The sequence below is a fragment of the Novipirellula aureliae genome (assembly GCF_007860185.1).
GTDB lineage: Bacteria > Planctomycetota > Planctomycetia > Pirellulales > Pirellulaceae > Novipirellula_A > Novipirellula_A aureliae.
Genome location: NZ_SJPY01000010.1, coordinates 204,025 through 229,119, shown reverse-complemented (window position 1 = coordinate 229,119; position 25,095 = coordinate 204,025). Strand labels below are relative to the sequence as shown.

13 protein-coding genes are annotated in these 25,095 nt (G+C 53.3%); 7 read left to right on the top strand and 6 right to left on the bottom strand.

The features are described 5' to 3' along the window. Positions 1-212: 212 nt before the first annotated feature. Positions 213-1,670: a sulfatase gene (locus Q31b_RS25725; RefSeq protein WP_231617853.1), complete on the bottom strand. Its 1,458-nt coding sequence runs from the start codon at positions 1,668-1,670 to the stop codon at positions 213-215. A 453-nt stretch (positions 1,671-2,123) separates the two neighbouring features. Here Q31b_RS25725 and Q31b_RS25720 point away from each other — a divergent pair, with 453 nt between their 5' ends. After that, on the top strand, positions 2,124-2,858 hold the full coding sequence (locus tag Q31b_RS25720; RefSeq protein WP_146602528.1) for a hypothetical protein: 735 nt from the start codon (positions 2,124-2,126) through the stop codon (positions 2,856-2,858). On the opposite strand, the gene Q31b_RS25715 is transcribed toward Q31b_RS25720, so the two are convergent. Together Q31b_RS25715 and Q31b_RS25710 are read right to left on the bottom strand one after the other, a co-directional pair. Next, the gene (locus Q31b_RS25715) at positions 2,851-5,169 is read right to left on the bottom strand and encodes a glycosyl hydrolase family 95 catalytic domain-containing protein (protein ID WP_146602527.1); all 2,319 of its coding nucleotides are present in this window, start codon (positions 5,167-5,169) and stop codon (positions 2,851-2,853) included. The genes Q31b_RS25720 and Q31b_RS25715 overlap by 8 nt on opposite strands. A 169-nt stretch (positions 5,170-5,338) precedes the next feature. Further along, a complete protein-coding gene (locus Q31b_RS25710) occupies positions 5,339-7,738 on the bottom strand; it encodes a DUF6288 domain-containing protein (RefSeq protein ID WP_146602526.1) in 2,400 nt (799 codons plus the stop codon). A gap of 1,034 nt (positions 7,739-8,772) precedes the next feature. Between Q31b_RS25710 and Q31b_RS25705 the strand changes: the two genes are divergently transcribed. The 6 genes from Q31b_RS25705 to Q31b_RS25680 all read left to right on the top strand — a co-directional run bounded on the left by Q31b_RS25705 (position 8,773) and on the right by Q31b_RS25680 (position 17,040). Then, complete coding sequence (locus Q31b_RS25705; RefSeq protein ID WP_146602525.1) at positions 8,773-9,390, top strand: peroxiredoxin-like family protein; 618 nt, start codon at positions 8,773-8,775, stop codon at positions 9,388-9,390. A gap of 138 nt (positions 9,391-9,528) precedes the next feature. Then, positions 9,529-10,884 carry an outer membrane protein assembly factor BamB family protein gene (locus Q31b_RS25700; protein WP_231617852.1) on the top strand — a complete coding sequence of 452 codons (1,356 nt, stop codon included), beginning with the start codon at positions 9,529-9,531 and terminating at the stop codon, positions 10,882-10,884. Positions 10,885-10,998: 114 nt separating this feature from the next. Further along, complete coding sequence (locus Q31b_RS29195) at positions 10,999-12,981, top strand: DUF6250 domain-containing protein (protein WP_231617851.1); 1,983 nt, start codon at positions 10,999-11,001, stop codon at positions 12,979-12,981. A 12-nt stretch (positions 12,982-12,993) separates the two neighbouring features. Further along, a complete protein-coding gene (locus Q31b_RS25690; RefSeq protein WP_146602523.1) occupies positions 12,994-13,485 on the top strand; it encodes a hypothetical protein in 492 nt (163 codons plus the stop codon). A gap of 128 nt (positions 13,486-13,613) precedes the next feature. Then, a complete protein-coding gene (locus tag Q31b_RS25685) occupies positions 13,614-15,428 on the top strand; it encodes an alpha-L-fucosidase (protein WP_231617850.1) in 1,815 nt (604 codons plus the stop codon). Positions 15,429-15,597: 169 nt separating this feature from the next. Beyond that, positions 15,598-17,040: a protein-transmembrane prediction gene (locus tag Q31b_RS25680; RefSeq protein ID WP_146602522.1), complete on the top strand. Its 1,443-nt coding sequence runs from the start codon at positions 15,598-15,600 to the stop codon at positions 17,038-17,040. A 694-nt stretch (positions 17,041-17,734) separates the two neighbouring features. Here Q31b_RS25680 and Q31b_RS25675 read toward each other — a convergent pair. From Q31b_RS25675 to Q31b_RS25665, 3 genes are all read right to left on the bottom strand, one after another. Then, on the bottom strand, positions 17,735-19,030 hold the full coding sequence (locus Q31b_RS25675; RefSeq protein ID WP_146602521.1) for a DUF418 domain-containing protein: 1,296 nt from the start codon (positions 19,028-19,030) through the stop codon (positions 17,735-17,737). Between the two features lie 63 nt (positions 19,031-19,093). Beyond that, positions 19,094-23,074 carry a Pls/PosA family non-ribosomal peptide synthetase gene (locus tag Q31b_RS25670; RefSeq protein WP_197172349.1) on the bottom strand — a complete coding sequence of 1,327 codons (3,981 nt, stop codon included), beginning with the start codon at positions 23,072-23,074 and terminating at the stop codon, positions 19,094-19,096. 37 nt (positions 23,075-23,111) lie between these two features. Then, positions 23,112-24,584, bottom strand: a complete 1,473-nt coding sequence (locus Q31b_RS25665; protein WP_146602519.1) for a KamA family radical SAM protein — start codon at positions 24,582-24,584, stop codon at positions 23,112-23,114. Positions 24,585-25,095 lie beyond the last annotated feature (511 nt).

The following is a 25,095-nucleotide window of genomic DNA, read 5'->3' as shown; positions in this document are numbered from 1 at the left end:
TGTTTTTCAAACGAGTACTAAGATGCGCCCCACTGCATCGACTAACCGGGTTAATCGCTACAACCTCTTTTATCGATAAGAACGTTGAATGAACCGACACGCCGTTAAAAGACCGCCACCGTCCATCCGAGACATAGGATCTTTAACAAGATCCACTACGGGAATGGATATGTGACGTGGGATCTTTGATAGGATCCGGGACGGATGTGCCGTTAATCGGCGACGTAGCCGTCGGGGAATCGTGCGTCAACCTCTTCCCACCACGCCTTGAGTTCACGATACAGTTCGTCTGCCACGTCTGGCATCTCACTTGCCAGATTCCGTGTCTCTCCAATGTCTTGCTTCAGGTTGTAGAGCTCTCGCCGATTGTCGTTGAAGAAGACGATTAGCTTGTAATCTCCCTTGCGAATCGCTCCGCTCGGACTGCCCTTCTGGTTGGAACGATGAGGGTAATGGAAGTAAGTTGCATCATGAATCCTCTGCGTCGTATTCTTCAGCAGAGGCACAAGACTCTTGCCGTCCTGGTGCAGTTCAGGGCGAAGTGGAAGTCCTGCCATTTCAAGAATCGTTGGATAAAAATCCATGCTGGTAATGACGGCATCCGACACGGTTGCTGGCTCGGTAACACCAGGCCACTTGATGATCGCCGGCTCCCTGATCCCGCCTTCGTACAAGAAACCCTTTCCGGCCTTCAGTGGGGTGTTTGCAGTTGGCGTGCCTTCGGAAGTGGACAGTCCCCCGTTATCGGAGAAAAAGACAACGACTGTATTGTCTTCGATGCCTTTGGCTTTGACGGCTTCGAGCACTCTTCCCACTGCCTGATCCATCGATGCAACCATGGCTGCGTAGGTAGGATGATCTTGTTTGTCTCGGTAGGTCAATTGCTTCCCAGCAAGCATGCCTTCTTGGAATCGCTCCTCTTCGGTCCAGCCGACGGTCTCTTGCTTTTCCTCGTACTTCTTGACACGCCTATCGGGTGCACTGAACGGAGCATGTACCGAGTAAAAAGAGAAATACACCAGGAACGGCGAGTCGTGATTCTGGTTGATAAAGCTTACGGCTTCTTCCGCCAAACGATCGGTCATGTATTCGCCCTCGGGACCGTTTTGGATGTTCGGTATATCCCAAGGTGAGAAGTATTTGTTCTTGATGTAGAGCCCACCGCGAAAATGGCCAGCAACGTTGATGTCGAAACCCTGCTTGTCTGGCCAGTGTGTACCTTCGCCAATCCGGTTGTTCAGGTGCCATTTTCCGAGAAAGATGTTCTTGTATCCAGCCTGCTGCAGCAACTCTGGAAACAGCACTTCTTCTAACGGCAAGTTGCGCTCGTAGTCCGGATTGCCTGGACCGCCGATCCACTGAGTCAGGTGGATGCGTGCAGGATTTTTGCCCGTCAATATCGCGGCCCGCGTTGGCGAGCAAACCGGGGAACCGGCATAAGCCTGAGTAAACCGAACACCTTCCTCTGCTAGCTTGTCAACGTTGGGCGTTTCGTAGAATGGACTGCCATTGGCCCCGATATCCATCCACCCCAGATCATCGACCAAGAAGAAAACGAAGTTGGGTCCTCGATGGCCTTCATCCCCTTGCTCTCGCTGCGCAAACGCGCTCGACCAAGGAACCAAGGCGAGGACCGTCATGCTTGCTATCGCGAATCTCAACCGTGTCATGTTGTCTCTTTCATTAAGGTCGTTTAAAAAATTCTTGGGTGGCTTTTCAGTGTTTTTTCACAAGCGTTTATGCTCCCCCCAAGCTTCGGAAAGTGGTGAGATAGTAGCAACCAACCTAGGCCGGAGGCCGACATCTCCATTCCGGTGGCGTGGAATGGATGGAAACGGAACCACTAGCCCGGAGGACGACACACCAGCGATGATGTGTCGGCCTCCGGCCTTGCGGCGACTGAAACGCCTTGGATTCGGTGGCTCACGCCACCGCCAAGGATATGCCGGCCTCCGGCCTGAAAACAATGCCACTCCTTCAGCAGTCCCCTTCGCTCAGGAGAGGTTATTCAGCCTTCGACTCAGCTGAACTTAATAACTGCATGACCTATTTTCATAGGCAATCGAATTGCAAACGTTGCTGTTTTTTACACCCTCGCGCTTTGTCACCACTAAGAATCTCAAGTGGCTGTGGCTTCCAGCCGCAGCATTCTTCTCAACTGGGGCTGGAAGCCCCAGCATTCCTCTCAACTGGGACTGGAAGCCCCAGCATTCTTCTCAACTGGGACTGGAAGCCCCAGCATTCTTCTCAACTGGGACTGGAAGCCGCAGCATTCTTCTCAACTGGGACTGGAAGCCCCAGCATTCTTCTCAACTGGGACTGGAAGCCCCAGCATTCTTCTCAACTGGGGCTGGAAGCCGCAGCATTCTTCTCAACTGGGACTGGAAGCCGCAGCATTCCTCTCCACTGGGGCTGGAAGCCCCAGCGTTCTTCTCAACTGGGACTGGAAGCCCCAGCATTCTTCTCAACTGGGGCTGGAAGCCGCAGCATTCTTCTCAACTGGGACTGGAAGTCGCAGCACTCTTCTCAACTGGGACTGGAAGCCGCAGCGTTCTTCTCAACTGGGACTGGAAGCCGCAGCGTTCTTCTCAACTGGGACTGGAAGCCGCAGCGTTCTTCTCAACTGGGACTGGAAGCCCCAGCGTTCTTCTCAACTGGGACTGGAAGTCGCAGCGTTCTTCTCAACTGGGACTGGAAGTCGCAGCGTTCTTCTCAACTGGGACTGGAAGCCGCAGCGTTCTTCTCAACTGGGACTGGAAGTCGCAGCACTCTTCTCAACTGGGGTTGGAAGCCCGAGCATTCTTCTCAACTGGGGCTGGAAGCCCCAGCCACATCAAAAAACAAAATGCTCTAGTTGAGTCCGAACCGAAACAGGTCGGTTCGCGACGGGATCACTTGAGGCACAAACAAGGACTCTTTGCTGGCCGTTTCTGATGCAACGCGGATCACACTTCCAGGAGACGTCTTCAATAGGAACACGCCATCTTGTAATTCTTCGACTTCCGCGTTTCCTTGGATCTGAAATTGACCGCCATGAATGCCAGTTTCCAATTCAATCTTGCCACCTTTGGTCGACACGACTTCGACCCACTCCGTTTTACCGTTGCGGCGTAACGCGCTCACCAAGAATGCTCCTTCGCCACGAAAATCCACAAACTGTGCATCGGGCCAAGTGGATGGAACCGCGGGAAAACACCGTAAGCGTCCCCCCCAACTCTGAAACAACATTTCTTGCACCGCTGTCGCTCCGTGCAAGGGTGTTTCCATCACGGGAAGTCCAATTTCGGAATAAAATGTATTGGGATGAACGTAGGGTTTTAAATTGCTTAGGTACTCCAACGCCAAATCACCGTCTCCCAGCATCGCAGCGATGCATGCGCTGCCCGAGTGTGAGTAGCCTGCAATCCCTCGGCCGAAACTGCGCCAATGCTTCACACTTTTTTCAATCAGTTGACGATCGTCGGGATTCTCAGGCGTCAAGGTGCGGAGCGGATAGACAGCCAACAGATGCGACCAATGCCGATGACCGCCTGTGAGTGGAACGCCTTTGCCAATCATTCGACCGGTTTCATCAACCCATGTCGGCACCAACTTCGCTTGAATTCGTTTCCATTCGGGCAGCAGCGGTTGTTGCTGTTCATCCCACGCTCGTTCGGCGGACAATTCGATCAATCGGCCAACGGCCCAACGCAAGAGATCGAGATCGTACGAGCAATCCGCAGCATTACGATACTCGGGGCTGTGCGTTTGAGGCAAATGCAACCAACCATCGTCACCTTCTTTCAAAAAGTGGCGGTAGTAATTCACCGCACGAATCAATACCGGCAACAAGACACGGTCACGAAGATCGGCATCCTGCCAATAGCGATACTCCAGATCAACATTGTGTAACGCCCAAAGCAAGTTGGCTGTTTCGCGTCCAATATTGCGGTCCATCGAATCGCGTCCACCCGGTTCACCTGCATGCCCAAGTAGATCCCAGTTCGAAACGCTCCGCCCCAGCGCCGAGGAGTCATGGCGATAGGGTGCTGCAACATTCAACTTCAACGATTCTTGATTGACATCAATTCGGTGACTAAGCGCCGAAACGGCACCGCGTCGGTTCGCCTGGTATCCACCTTGGTGCGATAACTGCGCGTTCAGATTCCACCAAATTGCATTCCAAGCGGTTGGCTGTAACCACGGCCCTTGGTTGTCGATGATCCACCCGTTCTTCCGCGTGGCGCAAGCCAACTTGTACTGCTGGACCCAATAGAACGAATCCCAATAGCCGTCTCCTGTCGACAGAAAACTCTGTGGATAATATTCGTGCCACCAAACTCGATGGGACGCCAACCAGGAATCGTTGTCCGCGGAACTGGCGATTCGAACCGCAGCAATCGCTTTATCGATCGCATTGGCATCGGGATAGCTGTGCTGAACACTCAGCCAGATTCGATGCTTCGGACCTGCGTCATCGATCTTCCAGGCCACCGCGGTCTGGCCACCGGCAACCAAGTCTTGAATGCTCGCCTGAATGCCATCTTCGGAGACATAGGATTTGGGCTCAGGATGGGGCGGTTGACGTTCGTTCTTACCGCGGAAGGCACGTGGGTTTTTGGCACGTTCGGTGCGAAAGTCAATGCGTGTATCCTTCAAATTGCCCGCTGATTCCCACTGCACAAAAATCACCGGCTCTGTTGCATGAACCACCGACTTCCACTGTACCTTGCCGTCGGCTGATTCCAACACCCCGGTTGCTTCCGCATCCCATAGATTGACTCGAGCCGAGCCACCAACAACATCGGCGGGCAATTGTAGACGCAGGGAACCGATGGTTAACCTGCCACGATTGAGTACCTCAACATGTTTTTCAGTCAAGTCGTCTTGCTCAAACGGCCTGTGATCGTGTGCGGCCGAACAGCCTACGTCAAAGCGAATCTCTCGCGGCCCCAACTGGTACATCAACGTGCCCTGTTCGCCATTGCCCAAAAAGGGAGCTTCCGACCACTTTTTCGGCAATCGATCCCAACGCATATCGAACGGCTCAAGATACGCCTGCCAATCAATTGACTTGGCGTCAACACTCTCTTGGGCAAAGCCAGCCTTGGTGGTTACGATTGAACTGACACCCAAGGCGACCAACAGGCAACAGCAAGAAGTTAGGAATTCGCTTTTTTTCGTTCGCATGGTTCGCATTATTTAGTCTCGTTGGGAATCAAAATCGACCGCACTTCCATCCGTTATCACCGCATCTAATCTTTTTTTCGTGGCTGTGGCTTCCAGCCGCAGTCTGCATAAAACTGGGACTGGAAGTCCCAATCACGCTTGGTCGTAGCGAAGCCGCTTTACGGCATGCTCAAAGCCCATCGATACCACGTAATTCAACGGTATCGTTAGCCTGTTCCATTTCGTCTAACATCGTCTGCACCTGCTTGATGACGGGCGCCAGCATCCGCGCCTCGCTGTGGGCAAGCAGATCTTTTTCAAGTTGCCGGAGTTCAGGCAGGACCGCTTTGGCCGCTGCCCCGTAGGTCTCGAGAGTGGCGAGGCATTGGGTGATGCGATTTTTCTTACCCCACTTGTCGATCTCCATGATCTGAATGCAGAGCGGCATGCCCTCTCGGATCCGGTGCTTGGCAAGTAGTGCGACGCCGCTTAGCCGAATTCCGCTGGCAAACATGATTCCGCTCGGAGCGGGCTCGACAATCGCTTGGTGGATTGCGGGCAGCAATGGTTTGATTTCGTCGTAAGTAAGATTCTCGTAGACCGAACCAAGACTACCGCGAGCTCGTCCATCTTCATTCTGCAGGCCCACGCGAACGGCATTCAACAGCAGTTCACGATCGACGCCTTCGAGCGACTGGCCGATCAGGCCACCGCGACGGTTAAAGAGATTGAAGCAAAGATATCGCTGTTCCATGCCACGAGGATCGTTTTCGGGATCGGGCTTTGCAAGCCGTTCAAGCATCCGAGGAACAGCTTGCTTTGCAGGTTCACCGATTCTGGCCAGAGCCTCTGCGGCCAGGATTCGCAACCACACGTCATCGGCGTCAAACGCCTCGATTAGGGCTGACACACGGGCTGGCGCATCGGCGTTCCGACCGAGTTGCCCGAGCGCCTCGGCCGCACCATATCGAGAATAGCGATCTTCGGAAGCGAGCAACTCCAACATAACGGGCATGAAGTCTCCGTCACGCTTACGCAGTTCCTCAATCGATCGTTTGCGGACCGCGGGTGACCAGCTCGATAAACCGGCAAGCAAGTCCTCTTCGCTCCGATCTTGGTAGCGGAAGCGATCCTTTTCCTTCGTCGAAAAAAAGCCACGTCCCGCAGCAATGACATCATCCACGTCCGTCGGCTCAAGTGGCTCCACCGAACTCGGTTTCTTGCCGGTCAGGTAAAGGCTTTTGAGCGGTAACGCATAGGCCAGCAAATAGGAACCGGTGCTTTCAAAATTGGCATACTTCCCGTGCTCCTCCTCGCCGACCGGCGAACCTTGATATCGGAAACGACCGTCCAATCCGCGAGCGAGGTCGTAATACCAAGACTGCTCATGCCAATACGCGGCCGAAGCTAACGGACCACAGCGGGCCACCGCAGGCATGGCCCACAGGATGTTGAAGAAATTGCCAGTGTGGCCGCGTTCTCGTTCGTCGTAGCCCGCGGTGCCCATTTTTGCAAAGAAGGTCGCCGCTTCGCGATCGCCCAGCAGATCAAAGAGTACCGCCGCCATCGAACACTTGCCGTTGTCTTCATGTCCTGGCCAGGGCTCGTGATCGCCGTAGGGAATGGCCCCTTTATCGACATACCAACGCAGGAAACGGGTTGCCCGAGTGATCGCACCATCGAGGACGGGATCGTTCACGCCAGCCTCACGAGCGAGCACCATGGAGATTGTCAAAGAGATTCCTGGCGAGTTCATGCAACCATAGCCACCGACTCTGCCGTCCGGCAGCGCGAACCGATGTCCCCATGTCCCCACCTTGCTTTGCCCATTTGCAGCCTCTAGAGCCAAACGCCTTAGCCCAGGCATCACCGAGTCATCGCCGGTCGCCATGACATACTCGGCCAGAAACATCACCGCATAGCCATAGTGCCAAGTCGCAAAGGACTCCTCATGGTAGTCGGACACCTTCTTGGCATAGCTAGAAAGTATCGACTGATATTCAGGCCTGCCGCTGGCCAGCAGTGCGAGCGCGTTGATACTATTCGGGATTGAGACGTTTCTTAGGCCTCTTTTCGCGATCGCCTCGCAGCCGAACGCAAAGATTTTTGCCGACTTGGGACAATCATAAGGCGCTGTATCGCTGTACGTACCCATCACTGGAATCCGGATTTCGACATCCTCCGTTTCACCATCGCGCCAGCGGATCAACTTGAGAACACCGCGCGACTCTTCCTGCTCGGCTCGCGTCACGGCGCGTGCGAATTGTATCCGCGCATCATCATCAAAGGATTTGCCCTCGACGCCGAGGATGACATCATCGACCATCAAGACACCGTCAGCAGGCGAACCTTTGGCAACCTTCGTGACCAGGATTTGACGAGCATCGCCCGTATGTTTCCACGCATAGATCCAGCCCCGCGCGCCGGTGGGCCCGAGCGTCCAATCGTGACTTCCGTCCGTCTGGCCTCCTTGAGTAAAGTCGGGCTTTGCAGGAGGATCCTTAGCCAACGCAGAGTCAACGCAGGCAAGAGAAATGACGGCAGCGAAGGACAGAAAAGCAGATCGCTTCGACCAGGTCTTGCTAATCATGATTGCTTAAACCTTGAAGGAGGGCGGGAAAATGGGAGCCTCACAGCGAACGAACCAACGGCTGCAACGCTGAGGAATGTGCATCTCTGAGGAAAATGCATCGAAATCCGCCACCATTCCCATGTGCGGTTTCATGCCGTCTGTATGCTACCAAGATCAATTATGCCGCACAATCATCGTAAGGCTGAAAGCGAACCGAGCTCCTTTCAAAAACTCACTCCGCAGGAAGCATCTCTCGCTAAACGGCAGGAAACAACGACAAAAACCATCATAGTGGGGGGGGGGTACCAGATGGCGTGGGCAACGCCTAGCGGGTGTCGAGATCCAACCGTTCCCTTTGCCGAAAAACTCGCCGGTGCCGTCCCTGCGACCCATTCGGCTCCCACGCTCGACCACAGGTTGAACCCCTTGGATCGCTCGGCTTGGAAACTTTCGGCGTTCGCGAGTTGTTGGTTCGAGGTTAACTGCAGGTACGAGCAGAGTGGCCTCGGTTGCGTATCACACCAAGATTCACCTTCCGTTTCCCTTAAAAATGACTCCGACGATTTTGCAGCTACCGCAGGGCAATCCGCAGGGTAATCATCGGAGGCAAGGAAAAAAGGGGGGGAACCAGTCGACACGGGCATTATTGAGAATTGAGAATTGAGAATTGAGAATTGAGAATTGAGAATTGAGAATTGAGAATTGAGAATTGAGAAATGAGAAATGAGAAATGGGGAATGGGGAATGGGGAATGGGGAATGGGGAACTAGGGAATAGGGAATAGATCGACACCCCGTTAAAGATCCTCCGCGACGGGAGCTTTGGGACGGTCCGAAACGAGAATGGTGGGACGAAACGCATGGCGAGTATCGCGACGGGGGAGAGTGCGTATCAACGTCACGCAAAGTCAATACGTTCGAAACTCGACTCTCGTTGATCCGCGGTTTATTGCTGCATCGACGATTTTCAGAGAAACTAAACGGCGTGCTCAGGGTTGTAACTAACAAGAGAATAAAAAAACCGATTCGACCACCAACACAAAGACGGCATTGATGCTACGATTCAGGACTTCAGTAGGCACACTTCTTGCGATAGCGGCACTGGCTATTGCAACGACCGGCAATACTCAGGAGCGGGCGCGCGGAGGCCGGGGGCAGGCGGTGCCGGGGAAGGAGGCTCCGCATCCTCCCAAAGTCGATGCGGAAGCGCCTGAGTTTGAGTTGATGAACCTAAAAAATGAGCCGATTTCACTGCGGAAACTGTCAAAGAACGGGCCCGTTGTTCTTCTCGTCCTCCGTGGCTGGCCGGAATATCAGTGTCCGGTCTGCAGTCGTCAGGTGGCTGAGTTCTTGTCCAAGAAAGCGGAATTAAAGAAGGCTGGCGCTCAGGTAGTCATGATTTACCCAGGTCCGGCGGCCCTGCTTGCTGAGCACGCAAAAGAATTTCAGGGCGAGATCGAGTTGCCTGACCATTTCCATTTTCTGATCGATCCTGACTACACGTTTACCAATGCATGGGGTTTGCGTTGGGAAGCTCCTCGCGAGACAGCCTATCCATCGACTTTCATTGTCGGCGCTGACAACAAAGTCAAGTTTGGTTTGACGAGCACCTCTCACCGTGGACGCGAATCCGCTGCCAACGTGCTCGAAGAACTCGCGAAATTGCAATAACCCATCGCTGTGTATTTTGAGAGTTCTGACTTTCAATTCGGAAGGCCTATGACTGCATGGTGAATGCGGTTTCTTTTGTGGGCAGTTCCCCAGTTTCTACTGTGTCTATCTTATCGAAATCCTCAAGGAGAGCTGGTTGTGATTCTGACCCGAAAAATTCAATGCCTGTTACCCGCCGTGGCCTTACTGCTGTCGGTGCACTCTAGTGTTCACGCCGATTGGGATCGATTTCGCGGACCCAATGGCTCAGGGACAGCGGAGGGGCTCGTTAATTTGCCTGAGACCTGGACGACATCCGAAAATGTGAAATGGAAGCGGGAGCTACCTGGACGCGGCGTCTCGTGTCCTATCGTTGTCGGCGACCGAGTTTTTGCGACGGCATATAGTGGTTACGGGATGGGGCGTGATTCGGTCGGTGAGATCACCGATTTAATGCGGCATCTGATTTGCGTGAACCGCAACACGGGGGAAGTTGAATGGAAGATCGACGTTGCAGCGGTCCAGCCTGAAGACCCGTATTCTGGATCCGGAGTACCTTCTCATGGATACGCAAGTCACACACCGGCGTCCGACGGCGAGCGTGTTTATGTATTCTTTGGCAAAACAGGTGTCCTTGCGTTTGATCTGGAGGGAAATAAGCTCTGGCAAACAAGTGTCGGTAGGGGCTCCGGTAAACAGCGATGGGGTTCGTCGGCTAGTCCGGTACTTGCTGGAGATGTCGTCGTCATCAATGCTTCTGACGAAGCGGAGTCATTGATTGGGCTCGACAAAATGACGGGCGAGGAACGATGGCGGATTACCGACCAAGCCCTCCAAAGCGTTTGGGCAACACCCATTCTACATGACGACAAAATCATAATGACGGTTGCTGGCTCCGTCTGGGCGATTGACCCAGTAACCGGAGAAAAACTCTGGTCGGCGCAGGGGGCCAACAGTGACCAGACAAACGTTGGGCCGATCGTCAGTGAAGATGTTCTTTTCTTGCAATCGTCTCGCGGCGGAAATTCGGTTGCCGTGCATGCGGACGGTTCCCGTTCCGATGCCGTCTGGGAAGCGCCGCTCCAAAGCCGCTACGCCAGCCCGATTGCCCATGACGGCTATATTTACTCGGTCAATGGCGATGTCTTCAGTTGTCTCAATGCGAAAACGGGAGAACGTGTCTTTCAAAAACGATTGCCCGGAAGTCCGGAACCTCCTGCTCAAGCGAACGTTGCCGAGGGTGCCCCGACGCAGCGAGGCGGGCGTGGTGGTCGCGGCGGCCGTGGAGGCGGCGGTCGTGGTGGAGACTATCCATCACCCGTTCTGATCGATGGAAAGATTTATATTCTTAAGAAAACCGGAGCGATTCATGTCATTGCGGCCAAACCAGAATTCGAAGCGATCAGCATCGCGGACATGACGGCTGACACAAGCGGCTTCGACTCGACGCCCGCGGTCAGCGATGGTAATATGTTCATCCGGTCAGAGACAACTTTGTATTGTATTGGGAAATAAGAAACGGGTTACAACGACTCTGTGCATAACGATGATTGGGCGAGATCCGCGCCGAACTTTTTAGTCGCGATGCAATCGCAGACGTCTAACTACTAAATATCACGACAGCATCCTATGAAATACTTTCTTCTGCTCCTTCTAACCTGTGGCGGTGTCGCTTCTGCCATCGCAGCGGATACAACGAATTCGGACCATGCAGCCAAGCCGTTCGTCCACCCTGGGTTGCTGCATAGTCATGCCGAACTGCAATTCATTCAACGGCAGCTCGAAGCCGGCCAGCAGCCATGGAAATCGGCTTGGCAGCAATTGCGATCTGACAAAAGTGCTTCTTTGGATTACACCCCCAAGCCAATCGCTGGAGTCGTCCGGGGGGTCGTGAACAATCCGGATATCGGCAGCTCAGATATGTCTCGAGACGCGGAGGCGGCATATGCCCATGCCCTACAGTGGAGCCTAACCCAAGAGGAGGCTCATGCGAAAAAGGCGATCGAGATTTTGAACGCTTGGGCCACCACGCTGGAGTCCGTCTCTGGACATGACGCTCGATTATTGGTCGGGATGGATGGTGTGGCGTTTTGCAATGCGGCCGAGCTCATTCGACACACCAGCACGCTGTGGAAGGTCGAAGAGCAAAAGCAGTTTGAACTCATGCTTCGGAACGTGTTTTATCCGGTGATTGAGAATTTTCATCCCACAGCCAATGGTAACTGGGATGCCGCCATGATCCAGACCATGATCGCGATGGGAGTGTTTCTTGAGGATCGCGCAATGTTTGATCGTGCAACGGAATACTTCTTGCATGGCGAAGGCAATGGCGCGATCGAGAACTATCTCAACGAGTTCGGTGAATGCCAAGAAAGTGGGCGAGATCAATTGCATGTGCAAATGGGGCTTGGCTTCCTTGCCTGCGCTTGCGAAATGGCGTGGAAGCAAGGCGTGGACTTGTATGCCGCCGCCGACAATCGGCTTGCACTTGGATTCGAGTACACCGCCAAATACAACCTTGGTGAAGACGTTCCGTACGTACGCTTTCGCAGCGTCGATGGTAGATACGATAATCGAACCATCGCTCGACGGGGCCGTGGAAGCTTTCGTCCTATCTACGAACGGGTTGTTCACCACTACCATGACCGCAAAGGGCTGGAGATGCCGTATAGTCGGAGAGTGGCAGACCAAGAACGACCGGAAGGCACCCATCGACAACACATGTCGTGGGGCACGCTGCTTTGCTACGGATTGCCTGTGCTCTCCGAGCCTAGTATCCGTCGTGATAAACCCCTGGTGCTAGGGCATGGTGTGGGGCTGTTCAAGGTTGGAGCGAAACTGGTTCAGGATGATTTTGAAAACTTGGATAACTGGGTCGTCCAGGTGCAAGAGCGAGCTGGATTCGCCGCGGCCGAAGTCGTGGCAAAGAATCGATCGCTCGACTGCATGTTGCCGGGACGTGGATGCACGGTGTGGTTCAAACAAAAACTCCCCACTCGCGTAGCAATCACCTATGACGTGCTCTGTCCAACGCCGAAAACACCGACGAAGGGACTTCAACCGCGTGACATCAACAACTTTTGGATGGCGTCCGATCCGCTCGATCCCGACCAAGGACTGTTTGATTCAAAACGATACACGGGAAAGTTCTCATCCTACGATAAGATTCACGGCTATTACGCGAGCACCGGTGGCGGGGGAGCAATCGCTAACCTTACGACCCGGATGCGACGCTATCCGCGCGAAGTCGATGGCGAGCCAGTCGAACATTTGGCGCTCAATGACAAGGACGAAAAACCGGGATACCTGATCACTCCGGACAAGGTAATGACGGTACAATTGGTCGCCTATGATGATGTGATTCAATACATCGTCGATGGCAAACTGATTTACCAAATCGCGAAAGGCGACCCGATTCAGATCGAAGGACGCGACAGTCAAGGCAGGACCGTCTTTCAGCAAGTCGCCTATGATCTCGATCGTTTTCCCGTTTACCAAGACGGCTTTTTTGGCTTTCGCTTGGTCGGCACCCATCACATCTACACGGACTTCCGAGTTTACGCTTTGGAGCCCGCCGAAATAAATGAACCAACCCGCCAAGAACAGGAGTAGGGGAAGTGAATCGTGAGAAAGATTCGTTGTCGAGGGATCTTTAACAAGATCCACGACGGGGAAACGACAGGCCCCGGGTCTGGCGATCCACCCCAGGAAATTGGCATTGCCTACGACACGATCTACGACAACTTGACAGCCGAAGAGCGCAGAACACGATCACATAATTTGGAGGCTGACGGCAGTATTCGCCACCGCAACGCCAATCTGGAAATGCCTAACGGCTGGGAAACCGACGCCTATCTGCTTGGGTTCTCCTACCCAGAGGGCGCGGATCCTAACGACCCCGATGCCATCATTCGCACGATGGTGATCGACAGCAACTATCTGCGTCGTGATGGCAAGGTCGTGCTCGATCCATTGTCGAAGGTCTACCTGACGATGACGAGGCGACTCGCTGAACGTACTCCTGAAAGGTCAGCCTGTCATCCATGCTTTGATTCGATCCGTGACAAGACCAGCAAACGTCCACTTGAACGGCAAACCTGTCGAATCCAATTATGATAAAAAAGGACAAAGTCTCCGGTTATCTTTGCGTTCAAGCGAAACGGGTAAAAGCCGTTCCGACAGACCGAAAGAGACTTCGTTGCATGATGATCTCTATCCCTCCAATCCATGAAAGAAGAAGGTCAATGAGAAAGCTAATTCTAAATCCTATACACGGCTCTGGCGCTGCGGCTCGAGTTGCCTTGGCAATGGGGCTCCTCTTAGGCAGTTTCTCTTGTGGCAACGTGATCGCGGAAGATCCGCAACCCGGTTGGACCTTTATCAAGGAGACGCCCGAAGAGCATGCTGCCAAAATGGAGTGGTGGAACACGGCGCGCTTTGGAATGTTTGTCCATTGGGGCGTCTACTCGGTAACAGGTGGAGAATACAGAGGCAAGATGCCAACAAACAGTGCGGAATGGATGATGAACAAGGCCCGCATTCCGATTGCCGACTACAGGACGGAAAACGTGGACAAGTTCAATCCAACCGAATTCGATGCAGATGCCTTCGTGGGACTCGCGAAAGAAGCGGGTATGAAGTATCTGGTAATCACCGCCAAACATCACGATGGGTTCTCGATGTTTGGTTCCAAGGCCAGTCCCTACAACGTCGTCGACGCCACACCCTTCAAACGTGACATCATGAGAGAACTGGCCGAGGCCTGTAAAGCTCAGGGGATCCGCTTCGGATTCTATTATTCGCAATGCCAGGATTGGCATCATCCCGGGGGCATCGGAAACAACTGGGACAAGACGATCCAACGCGTTAGCTTTGATGAATACGTCCGTGAAAAAGCGGCTCCTGAGATTAGGCAACTACTGACCGAGTATGGTCCGATCTCAATTTTTTGGTGGGATACCCCACGCGATATGAGTAAGGAAGCCTTTGACAGCCTCCATTCTGGAACCGATCTGCAACCCGGTATCATCACCAATGACCGTCTTGGAGAGGAATACGCGGGTGATCACAAGACCTTCGAACGGAAAATTCCAAGCGAGGCCCCGGTCGGAGTCGATTGGGAAGTCTGTATGCCCATCAGTGGCAGTTGGGGCTATAAGAAAAGCGACAGGGACTTCAAGTCGAGCGAGACATTGATTCGTAACTTGGCAGACATTGCCAGTAAGGGAGGAAATTACCTTCTGAATGTCAGTCCAACCGGCGCGGGTACACTGCTTCCCGAAGCGACCGAACGTCTCAAGACGATTGGAAAATGGATGAAGGTTAACGGTGAATCCATCTACGGCACCACGGCTAGCCCTTTTGAAGAACTGGAATGGGGGCGTTGCACGAAGAAAGAGTTCGCTCGCGGAACCACCCTCTATTTGCACGTGTTTGATTGGCCTAAGGACGGAAAACTATTCCTGCCAGGGCTTCAAAACAAGGTCGAACAAGCCTACCTGATGGCAGATTGGCAGGCCCTCAATACCCAGTCGAGTGATTTAGGCGTGGAGGTGTCGCTACCCGAGCAGGCACCGGATGAAATCAATAGCGTCGTGGTCGTGAATGTCAGCGGAGCCTTGGAGATTAAACCGGTTCTACCAACACCCAATGAGGACGGCACATTGACGCTGTCGGCCGACATGGCGTACATCCATAATAACGAGGGCGGCGAGCAAGCGAGCGTACGAGAAGGACGACGCCGCGAGGCTTCTTCAATCGGCAACTGGTCTGACGAGAATGCCTGGGTCGAATGGTCCTTTCGAATTGATAGCCCAGGGCGTTACGAGGTTTCGGCCGAGTTTTCACTGCAAGACGAAAAGAGTCGTTTCCGCCTAGGACAGCCAGGTCAACTGCAAACCGTCGAAGTCACATCGACCGGAACCGCTCGAGACTTTACAACGAAATCGCTGGCGACCCTCAACATCGATGAGGCCGGTGATTGCATCCTTCAGATCAAGCCTGAGAAGGGCAGTTGGAGTCCCATCGGGCTCCGCAAGCTTGTCTTGACAAAGCAGTAAACACAGGCGGTATCACGCCGCACAGGAAAGAAGAGGATAGGTGGCCCCTTCAAAGGCCCCCACCAACCCCCATGATCAACTTGTTGTTGGTCGAAAAGATCTCCGTTCGCAAAACAAAGCCCCTCCTATGAAAATCAAATCAACTCACGACCGTCGGAAGATGACTGCAATGCGTTCCCCATTAGAGCCAAGTAGGTTTCTGCGACTTAGCATCGCCTGGTTGGCAGTTGCCTGCTGCCAGACGTTACAGGCCCAAACAAAAATTCAAGTGTCGACTTTGTCGGAATTGCGTTCAGCGGTACAACAAAACGACCAAACGATTGTGATGAAGCCGGGTCACTATATGCTAACGGATCTTCCCGAAGGCTCCAGAGTTCTTGCGTGCTCGGGGTCCAGCAACACGATCGATTTGACGGGAGTGGAAGTCACTGTCCCGGTCGGCACGACGCCACGTAGTTACATCACGATTTCAGGCGACGATAACGTTTTTCGAGGTGGTACATTTGAAGACACGTACGAAAGCGGTCTCCAAGAAGTAACCGATTTCAGTGCATACAATCAAGATAGGTCGAAACTGGCCAAAGGGCTGCGTGGCAGCTCCGTTCTAGCGATCACGGGTGACAATAACACGGTAGTAGGCACAAAGTTGACCGTCCGAGGATCTTTTCCGTACGGCTACGGCAGCATCTATGGAATCGGTGCCAACAACACCTTCGGCCTTGATAAGCGATGCGGCATCCTGGTCAATGGCCGACGCAACACCGTGGATGGTTGTGAAGTCCAGCAAAAAGCATTTGGCCATGGCATCTACATACAACCACCCGCCGACGAGACGACCGTCAAGAATTGTCTCGTCGAGGGGGTCATGCGTCAAAGCAAAGACTTGTATCTCGAAACAAACCCAAGAGATCTTCCAGCCAGGTCGGGCTACCAACTTCCTGGGGAGAGGCAGAGCGGTAGAAGCAGGGAGAGGAATCGAGGCGGACGTCGAGGCGGAGACGAGGGCAATGGCAGCGGACCAGATCCAACCACGAACACGAACGTCGTTGAAGGGAAGCCTATTCCAAAGGACATCATGCTGCCTCTTGCGGAGGATGGAATTCGCGTCTACACCGGCGGCGGAAGTGTGACCGTTGACAACTGCACTGTCAAGAAAATGAGGGGTGGTATCCGGCTGTATTTGGCCAGTCGCGCCACCGTGACAAACTCCACGGCAATTGATTGTGGCAATACGAATTTTAATTTACCGAAGGGAGGGAAAATCACAGGCTCGACGGGGAATTTTGCCTACGCTCCATTGAGCGATTTTCGATTGTCCAGGTCGGATCAGGATATCGAACTGACGATTCTTCCGTCTCCACATATCGTGGGGCCACACAACCTTGCGGACGTTTTGGGAAGCAATCATAAAATCGTATTCCACCGAACCGACGGCCCCTTGGACACCAACCTTCGTCCGATTGTGATCCAGGGCGACGGTTCAACGATCCGAAACGAAACCGAGTATCCCATCATCCTTCAATCGTCCGCGAGTGGGAATACCGTCGTCAGTTTCGGACCCGTCACGGACCTAGGAAGTAACAACAACGTCTCTCAAATCGAACGACCATAGCACTTCGGGTTCACTCTTGGGACAAAATCCAGAATGGATCAGGTTGACGACTGGTACAAGAAAGCGATCATCTTCGCCCTAACCCGGATGATTCATTAGCCGTTTTGGCGATAGCGGGCTGTCGATTTAATCGTTTAACGCTTAGCCGAAGGCGTCAGCTTTTCCGTAAGCGGTCGCCTACGGCTTGGCGTTAAACGATAAGTCGAGTCAAACCGATTAAATCGACAGCCCAATAGCCACGGCTGCGTGATCTGTCGTGTGAACCGTGGCTAACGGGCTGTCGATTTAATCGTTTAACGCTTAGCCGAAGGCGTCAGCTTTTCCGTAAGCGGTCGCCTATGGCTTGTCGTTAAACAATCAGTCGAGTCAAACCGATTAAATCGACAGCCCGCTAACGCCAAAACGGCTAATACGCAGACTGTTTTTCGAGCAATGAACGTAAACGCTTGAAGGCGTAGACGTTAGCAAGACAATTTGCAAGCCCATGAATCATCCGGGCTAGCCGCGGGTGCTGCGAATTGAAATCGTGTTGCGCAGGGAGCTTTCAAAATGGCTGAGAGAAAGCACGCGGCCCCATTCATCGTCCGGCGAACGAACCAGGCAACGTCGAGTGTCCACGTCGAGTGTCCACATCGAGCGTCCAACGTGCGGATCGTTAGCCCAGGCATTTTTTGGAGTAGCCATCAAATGAGAATCACTGCGAGTTGGGTATTCGTCTCCACGGCTGAGGACTGCAATAGGTGAGTGATCGCCACACCCATTCCATCGGTCCATAATTGAACGACTTTAACCAGATATTGCTGAACACAATTTCAAATATCCAGATTGTCAGGACAACCAAGCTAAGCTGAACCCGGTCGAGTTGGTTGAATTGGCGAAGACCAAAGAAGAAACACGCGGCGATGATCGACTGCATCAAATAGTTCGTCAGTGTCATCTTGCCGGTAGCCGCCAACCACCGACCTGGTTTGGCGAACCATCTCGAGCGAAAAACGAGACAGATCGTCGCAACATAGCCGAACATCATCGGCAACCGTCCCAGATCGAAGAAGATCAAGTAGAAAATCGATTTAACATGATCGGTGTAGGCGGCGTAAAAACCTAGATGTACCCACGCGTGTATCGCGCCGCCGATCGCCAATCCCAGCAGTGCAATGGGTAGTAGTTTCCTGGAAGGGTAATCTTTGCTGAAGAAGCCTGATCGATAAAGCGACACTCCCAAGAGCATGTAGAGCAAGATCTCCCACGAGTACCAGTTGTAGAGATCGTACGTAGCCATCTGCACAACGCCATCCTTATTGAACTCGAAAGTCGTCAGCAAACCACCCTGCTTCGCTTCCAATTCATCTTCATAGTCCTCCAGCTTAGGAGAAATGTATGCCGTGTCATAATTCCACTCATCGATGACCAGATAGTCGTAATCGGAGAGTCTCTCGCCAGAGTTCTTTCGCTGCATAATCTCGACGTATTCGTCTCGCAGTTCAACCGTGTACTGGTAGTCACTGTATGGCTTGTAGGTTAGCACGGCTAGGCAGATCAGCATGATCAGTTTACGCACTCTTGGCGATGCGTAGTAAAGGGGGAATGCGATCATTCCCATGATGCCATAGTGAAAGAGGATATCGCCGTAGAACAGGAAAAGAAATCCATGGATTTGCCCAAAAATCAACAGCCAAACCATCCGACGAAAGAAGATCTGGGTCGATTCTAAGCCATCATGTTTCTTCACCAGTCGGTCGAGGATGATAACGGAGCTGATCCCGAATAGCATTGCAAATAGGCTACGCATTTTCCCAGAGAGGAGTATCTCGCCAGCCATTCCCAGCATGTAACCGAGCCCATGATCGGGATCAGTGACAGGCAGTGCATCGGAGAGAATCTCGGGGAGTCCATAACAGAAGATGTTCACGCCGAGGATACCGAGCACGGCAATGCCACGCATGATATCCAGGATTTGAATGCGAGTGGATGTGTTACTAGTTTCATTCATGCTATGGGATTCCAGGAGCTCGTATTCATCATGGTCGCAATAATGTAATGCCCACGATCAGATTCATTTGACGATAGCGTTTGATGAGGGGACCCTGCTAATAGGAACGCCGACCCACTGCGTATGCGGCGGAATCGACTCTCCTTTCATCAGAAGAGAGAGAGAGCCGATCGATGAGCCTTCGCCCATTTCGGAGTCATAAAGAACGACAGACATATTGCCAATCGAACAGTTGTCTCCAATGATCAGCCTAGCGGACTTGAAAATCCGATCCTCGAACAGATGGTTTTGTATCACCACGTCGGGATTCAACGCCACATGGTCGCCTATTTGAACGAGGTCGAATTCTCCGAACAGGGTCGTTTCGATGAATGCATGTTTCCCCACCTTACAGCCCATCAACTGTAGATAAGCCGCAAAGAACGGCGTGCCAAGTAACGGAGTTACCAGTGGAGCTGCCACGGATTCATGGGCGCCATTGATCACCTCGTTCAACCAAACATAAGGGGACCATAGCGGTTTGATCACCGGTTCGTAGGTTCCCATCATCAATTGTTTGGCTCCAACGACACCAAACACCATCAAGCCAGCCAACGCGATTCCAACGAAGGGAGCTGTCGCGAGAGCCATTCCCAGCGAGAGATCCGCTAAGGCCCAGCTGAGCCAAGCAATCAAGCCGACGACGCCTAGGATTTCGATGGAACTTGCCGTGATGATTCTCAGGGCGTCGACGCATAAACGCAAAGCGTACATTTGCTTGGAGGGCTTGTAGATCTGGCTGTCTTCGAATCCTTCCACCTTCTTCCGGTGTGGTAATGCAAAAGAAGGAGCTCCAAGCCATTCGGTTTGGTCTGGTATTTCGACGGTTCCGCTTGGAGGCGAGGATAGAACGCCCAATAGGCACTGGGATCCGATCGACGCTCCCACAGGTAGCACGGCACTGTTGCCAAGAAAGCTACGCCGGCCGATGCGGTTAAAGGCAAGTTCAAAGTGTCCCCGATAGACACGCATCCCTCCGATGATCGAACCGTCTGCAAAAAAGCTCTCCTCTTCCATTTCGACCAGGTCGGGCGCGAGTTGAGCGATCACAGACAGTTCGGCCCTGGGTCCGATCTTTGCCCCCAACATCCTCAACAGAGGCGGCATGTAGAGTGTCGTGTAGAGCGGCAGTGTGAAGAGACGACTAAGCCCCATCAGCGTATCGACGTACCATTTCCGAAGGAAGTAGAAGCTGTCAATACGGTAGACGCCCGGTTGTGACCGGCGCAATACGCAAGCTTTGACAACGATATGCAATATCCAAAACGTGATTTCGAAGAGGGGAATGGAGATCGCCAGCACAGCCGCCCAAAGCAACGTATTGTTGACCGCGTAGGCGAAATTCAACAGTATAAGGTTAGGCAGCATGGCGGCCAGCATGAACAGTTGCACCGCGTAGATCGACAAGTACGAGAGAACGCCAAATCGAACGGACCGACGCATGACGCTCTGGTCGCCACGGATGTCTGGCACCAAAACAGAGCAGGGGCGAGATGGCGAACCTTGTCGTGATTCGCCCGCCGGGATCTTTTCACCAATGCCCAGTAACGACAGATCGTCTAGTCGAGCTCCATCGCCCATCTCCGAATTGATAGCCAACGCCGATTGTATGCCAACGAAACAGTCGCGACCGACCTCGATCGTTCCAATATGAAGCATTCCGTCGGAGACGGTATAGCCGAGCAACTGAGCCTCGCTACCAATGCAACTTCCGTCACCAATGCTTACAAGATCAAATGCCGTACAGTGGCCAGTATTGACAACGCATCCCCGGCCAATCTTGGCACCCATGAGCCGATAGTAGAGGTTGATTAGCGGCGTCCCAGCAACCAACCCGATGCCACTGGCACGCTGTATCCGAGCTGCCAGCCACCAGCGAAAGTAATACAGACCCCAAAGAGGATAGGAGCCAGCTCGGTACCTGCCGATAATGACCCACTTTGCCAGGATACTCACGCCTACGATCGAGGGGTACGCAAGAATGAACAGTGCCAACACGACCGAGCCATATAAAATGAACGGCAATTCCCCGGCAATAGCCCCCACGTACATCTTTGCTAAGAGGAGGATGGTGGCTGTGGGAATTCCGTAGAAGACCAACAATGCCAGCGATTGAAAGGTGTAGCAGAGCCCGCGGTGCCATCGCGGCTGCTTACCGAAAACGGCTTCCGCCGTTTCCAATGGCGTCGTGTTGGATTCTGGATCCGCCACATCCAACTCTTTGGACGATTGACGATCGACCCATTCGGCAAGTTTGCGCACCGTCGCGGATTGGTAAACCTCGCGCATGGCAATCCCTTCGCCACATGCGTTTCGATACTTGGAAACGAACGAAGCCGCCAACAACGAATCGCCACCTAGATCCATAAAGAAGTCATCGTCGATGGAAATCGGAGACGTCTCAAAGACCTGTTCCCATAGATCCGTGAGCACTTTCTCAGTCTCGGTTCGCGGTGGTACGATTGAACGACCTTCTGCGACCAGCCGAGCGGTGGGCTGCGGCAACGACTTGCGATCGACTTTGCCACTCGCCAATCGTGGCAATTGTTCAATCGGGTCAAGGTAAGAGGGGACCATATAAGCAGGCAAGCGGCGGCGAAGATGATCGAGAATGACGTTCCGCTGCAAACCACACTCGACTCCACCCGCGGGCACGACAAAGGCCGCGAGTTCTTGCGAGCCGTTGCGTTGCACGACGGACACGGCCGCACCCTCAACGTCTGGATGATCCCGCAAGACGGATTCGATCTCACTCAGTTCGATTCGATAGCCCCGCACTTTGACCTGACCGTCGATCCGTCCGAGAAATAGCAGTTCGCCATTGTCCAGCTCGCGGACAAGATCTCCCGTTCGATAGAGCGTCTCGGAATGGCCGTTCGCCTGTTCCGAATACGAAATGAAGTGCTTTTGGGTCAGTTCAGGCTGGTTGAAATACCCTCGCGCCACACCGACGCCGCCGATGTAGAGTTCGCCGTCCGATCCGATTGGCACGGGTTGCATCTTTTCGTCGAGAATCCGTATCGTGTATCCGGGCAACGGTCTACCGATCGTGACCGGCACGTCCGGTACACATTCCCACACGGTTGTGTTGACCGTGGTTTCCGTGGGGCCGTACACGTTGAGCATTCGCAATTCGTTCCGGACCCAACGTTTGATCAAATTTGGCGGACATGCCTCTCCGCTGACGACGACCAGCCGCAATGACGGCACGTCGTCCTGGATCATGGCCAAGAACGTCGGCACGGTTGAAAACAGCGTGACTCCTTTCTCTCGCATGTATTGTGCGGTTTCCTCACCCAGTTGAGCGAATTCGGGCGGCCCAATGATCAGGGACGCGCCACTGGAAAGGGCCAGCCACATTTCTTCGACCGAACCGTCAAACGTCAACGAGAATCCCTGATACACACGGTCCCTCGCCGTCATCTCACACGTTTCCCGAAATGCTCTTGCAAACGCGGCAACGTTGCGATGCTCGGTCATGATCCCCTTGGGGCGGCCGGTCGTTCCAGATGTATAAATGATATAACAGAGGTCGGACGCGCACGATCCATTGTCGGCAAGCGGCAAGCGATCGACCGGCTGTTCGCTGAGGGAGTCCCACGTCTCTTCGGAATCATGAACCAAGAACCGAGCCACCGATGTCGATTTGGCCCGGTTTGAGAGTTGCTCGTCCAATACGAGGGTTTGGACATTCGCTTCCTCCAAGATTCCGGCAATGCGATCATCTGGCCAGCGTTCGTCGAGCGGCACATAGGCCGCACCGGATTTCAGAATTCCCAGAATCGACACGATGGCGTTGACGGAGCGTTTACAGAACAACCCAACCAAGTCGCCGGGGACAACGCCCTTGCTTTGCAGTAGGCGGGCGAACTGATTGGCGCGTTCGTCCAGTTCTGCGTACGTCAACTCCTCATCCACACTAACGACGGCACAGGCTCCTGGAGTCAAATCAACTTGATGCTCGAATCGTTCATGCAAGCACTCATCGAGATGAGAATCTGCCATTAAGTCTTCCGTTGACTCCCCTGGGACAAGCACTTGTCTATCGGATGACATGGGGATCTCCGCAACCAATCTCACTACTTGATGCAATCCCGCATCTTTCCAAAGCAAGGCTCTCTTGCACTTCGTGTTCAAATGCAGCCAAGCGTCGTTTTCGTTCATCGTCATTCGCCCAGATCGCCTGCCCCGACTCGGGCAACTGATCGATCGGGTCGTAGTAGTAGAAGATGCGTCCTGGCTTCACCCTCGGGGCAACCCAAGCCGATACGCCGATTTCGCGATCGTAACGTTCGTAACTGGAGATTTGCCTTTTGCCCCCACCGCCCGGTGCATCGCAAACAAATCGCGGAACATTAAATCCGGCTGTCGTTCCCAACAACTGCTTGAACAACTGCTCCGCGTGCGACAACGTGGTTCGCAAGTGCTCACATCCTGGGACCATGTCGTGAAGAAAGACGAGGTACGGCTGAATGTTCAGGTAGGACAACTTCTTAATCGTTCGATACATCGAATCGAAGGAATCGTTCACGCCTCGCAGCAGCACCGCTTGGTTCCTTACCTTGATCCCCATTTCCGTCAATCGTTGCATCGCGTTGAAAGTCCACTCGGACATTTCCTGCTCCGAACCGATATGCGTATGAATACAAACCTCTTTCATCATGCTCTTGCCACGATCGGAAATCCTCTTCAGTGCATGTACCCAGGCGTCATCGCTGGTGATCTTCATCGGCAAAACGGCCAATCCCTTGGTGGCATAGCGGAAGCGGCGAACATGCGGAATCTCAAGCAAGCGGTTACCGATATGTTCAATGATCTCGGCACGGAGCATGAATGCATCACCTCCAGAGATCACAACATCCTCGATTTCTGTGTTCCGCCGAATGTAGGCGAATGTTTCTTCCCAACTGTCTTTCGAAGCACCGTACGGGGTCTTGCTCTTCGCTTCCGTGCTTCCACCGACGAGGCGGCTACGCGTGCAGTAAGAACAATAAACAGGACATACACTGACAGGCAGGAAAAGTACCTTGTCTGGATATCGATGAGTCAGGAACGGAGCGCTGCGGTCTCCATCTTCGTTCAACGAATCGTCCATGCAACAGGGATGATCCGCAGTGAATTGAGACCCCATCGGCAGGAATTGTCGTCGCAACGGATCCTCCTGAGGACTAGACCAATCAATCAGCGAAAAGATATAGGGGGTGATTCGAATTCGCATCGGAGTGCGTTGAAGCCCAGCACGCAAGTCATTCGCAAACCCAGCGGGCAACTCACCACCCAAAACCGACTCGATGTTCTCTACGGAGGTGATGCAATTTCGTTGTTGCCATTGGTGATCACCAAACTCCGTTTCGGTGATGTGTCTCCAAGCCGGAATGCGATGCCAGAACGCCCCTTGTTTGAATTCGTAATTCAACAGCGGCACACGGGTTTCCGTGCGATCTTGCGGTTGTTGACTTTGGGGAAGCGCACGGCATTGTTGTAGATCGGGCATATTGGTTGCGCCGCTTTCCATGAGTGTCTATTTGTAGGAGCCGCCTCCTGCGGCGCCTCTGTCATCCATGATCGAACCCTCCAAAGGTACAAAGGTTTCGGCATCACGAAGGATTATTGCAAGATGCTTCAAACGATTGACAACACATATCCCCCCGCCGCACACACAAAAGTCGCAGACTCTCAACGGTCCATGCGAGTGCTTTCACTCGCATCTCAGTTTTTGAATTAGCTGTTTTGCTGTTGGTTACAGCTGCGTTAATAAACAACGGGGCTAGCGTGCAAAACGGCTCATGTTGCAACCCTAATTAGGAAGCAGATTGAACGACGAGCGTTTTCATCACTCGAGCACATCTTCTTGGGCACATCTTCTTGGGCACATCCGATTGCAACGCTGAAGCGATTTTGAGGCATTCGTAGAATCACTTCCGCAACGCAAAGGCAGCACGGTTATCGAAAACGGGCACAGACACAAACTAGGCACCTAGCCCGGATGATTCATTAGCCGTTTTGGCGATAGCCACGGCTGCGTG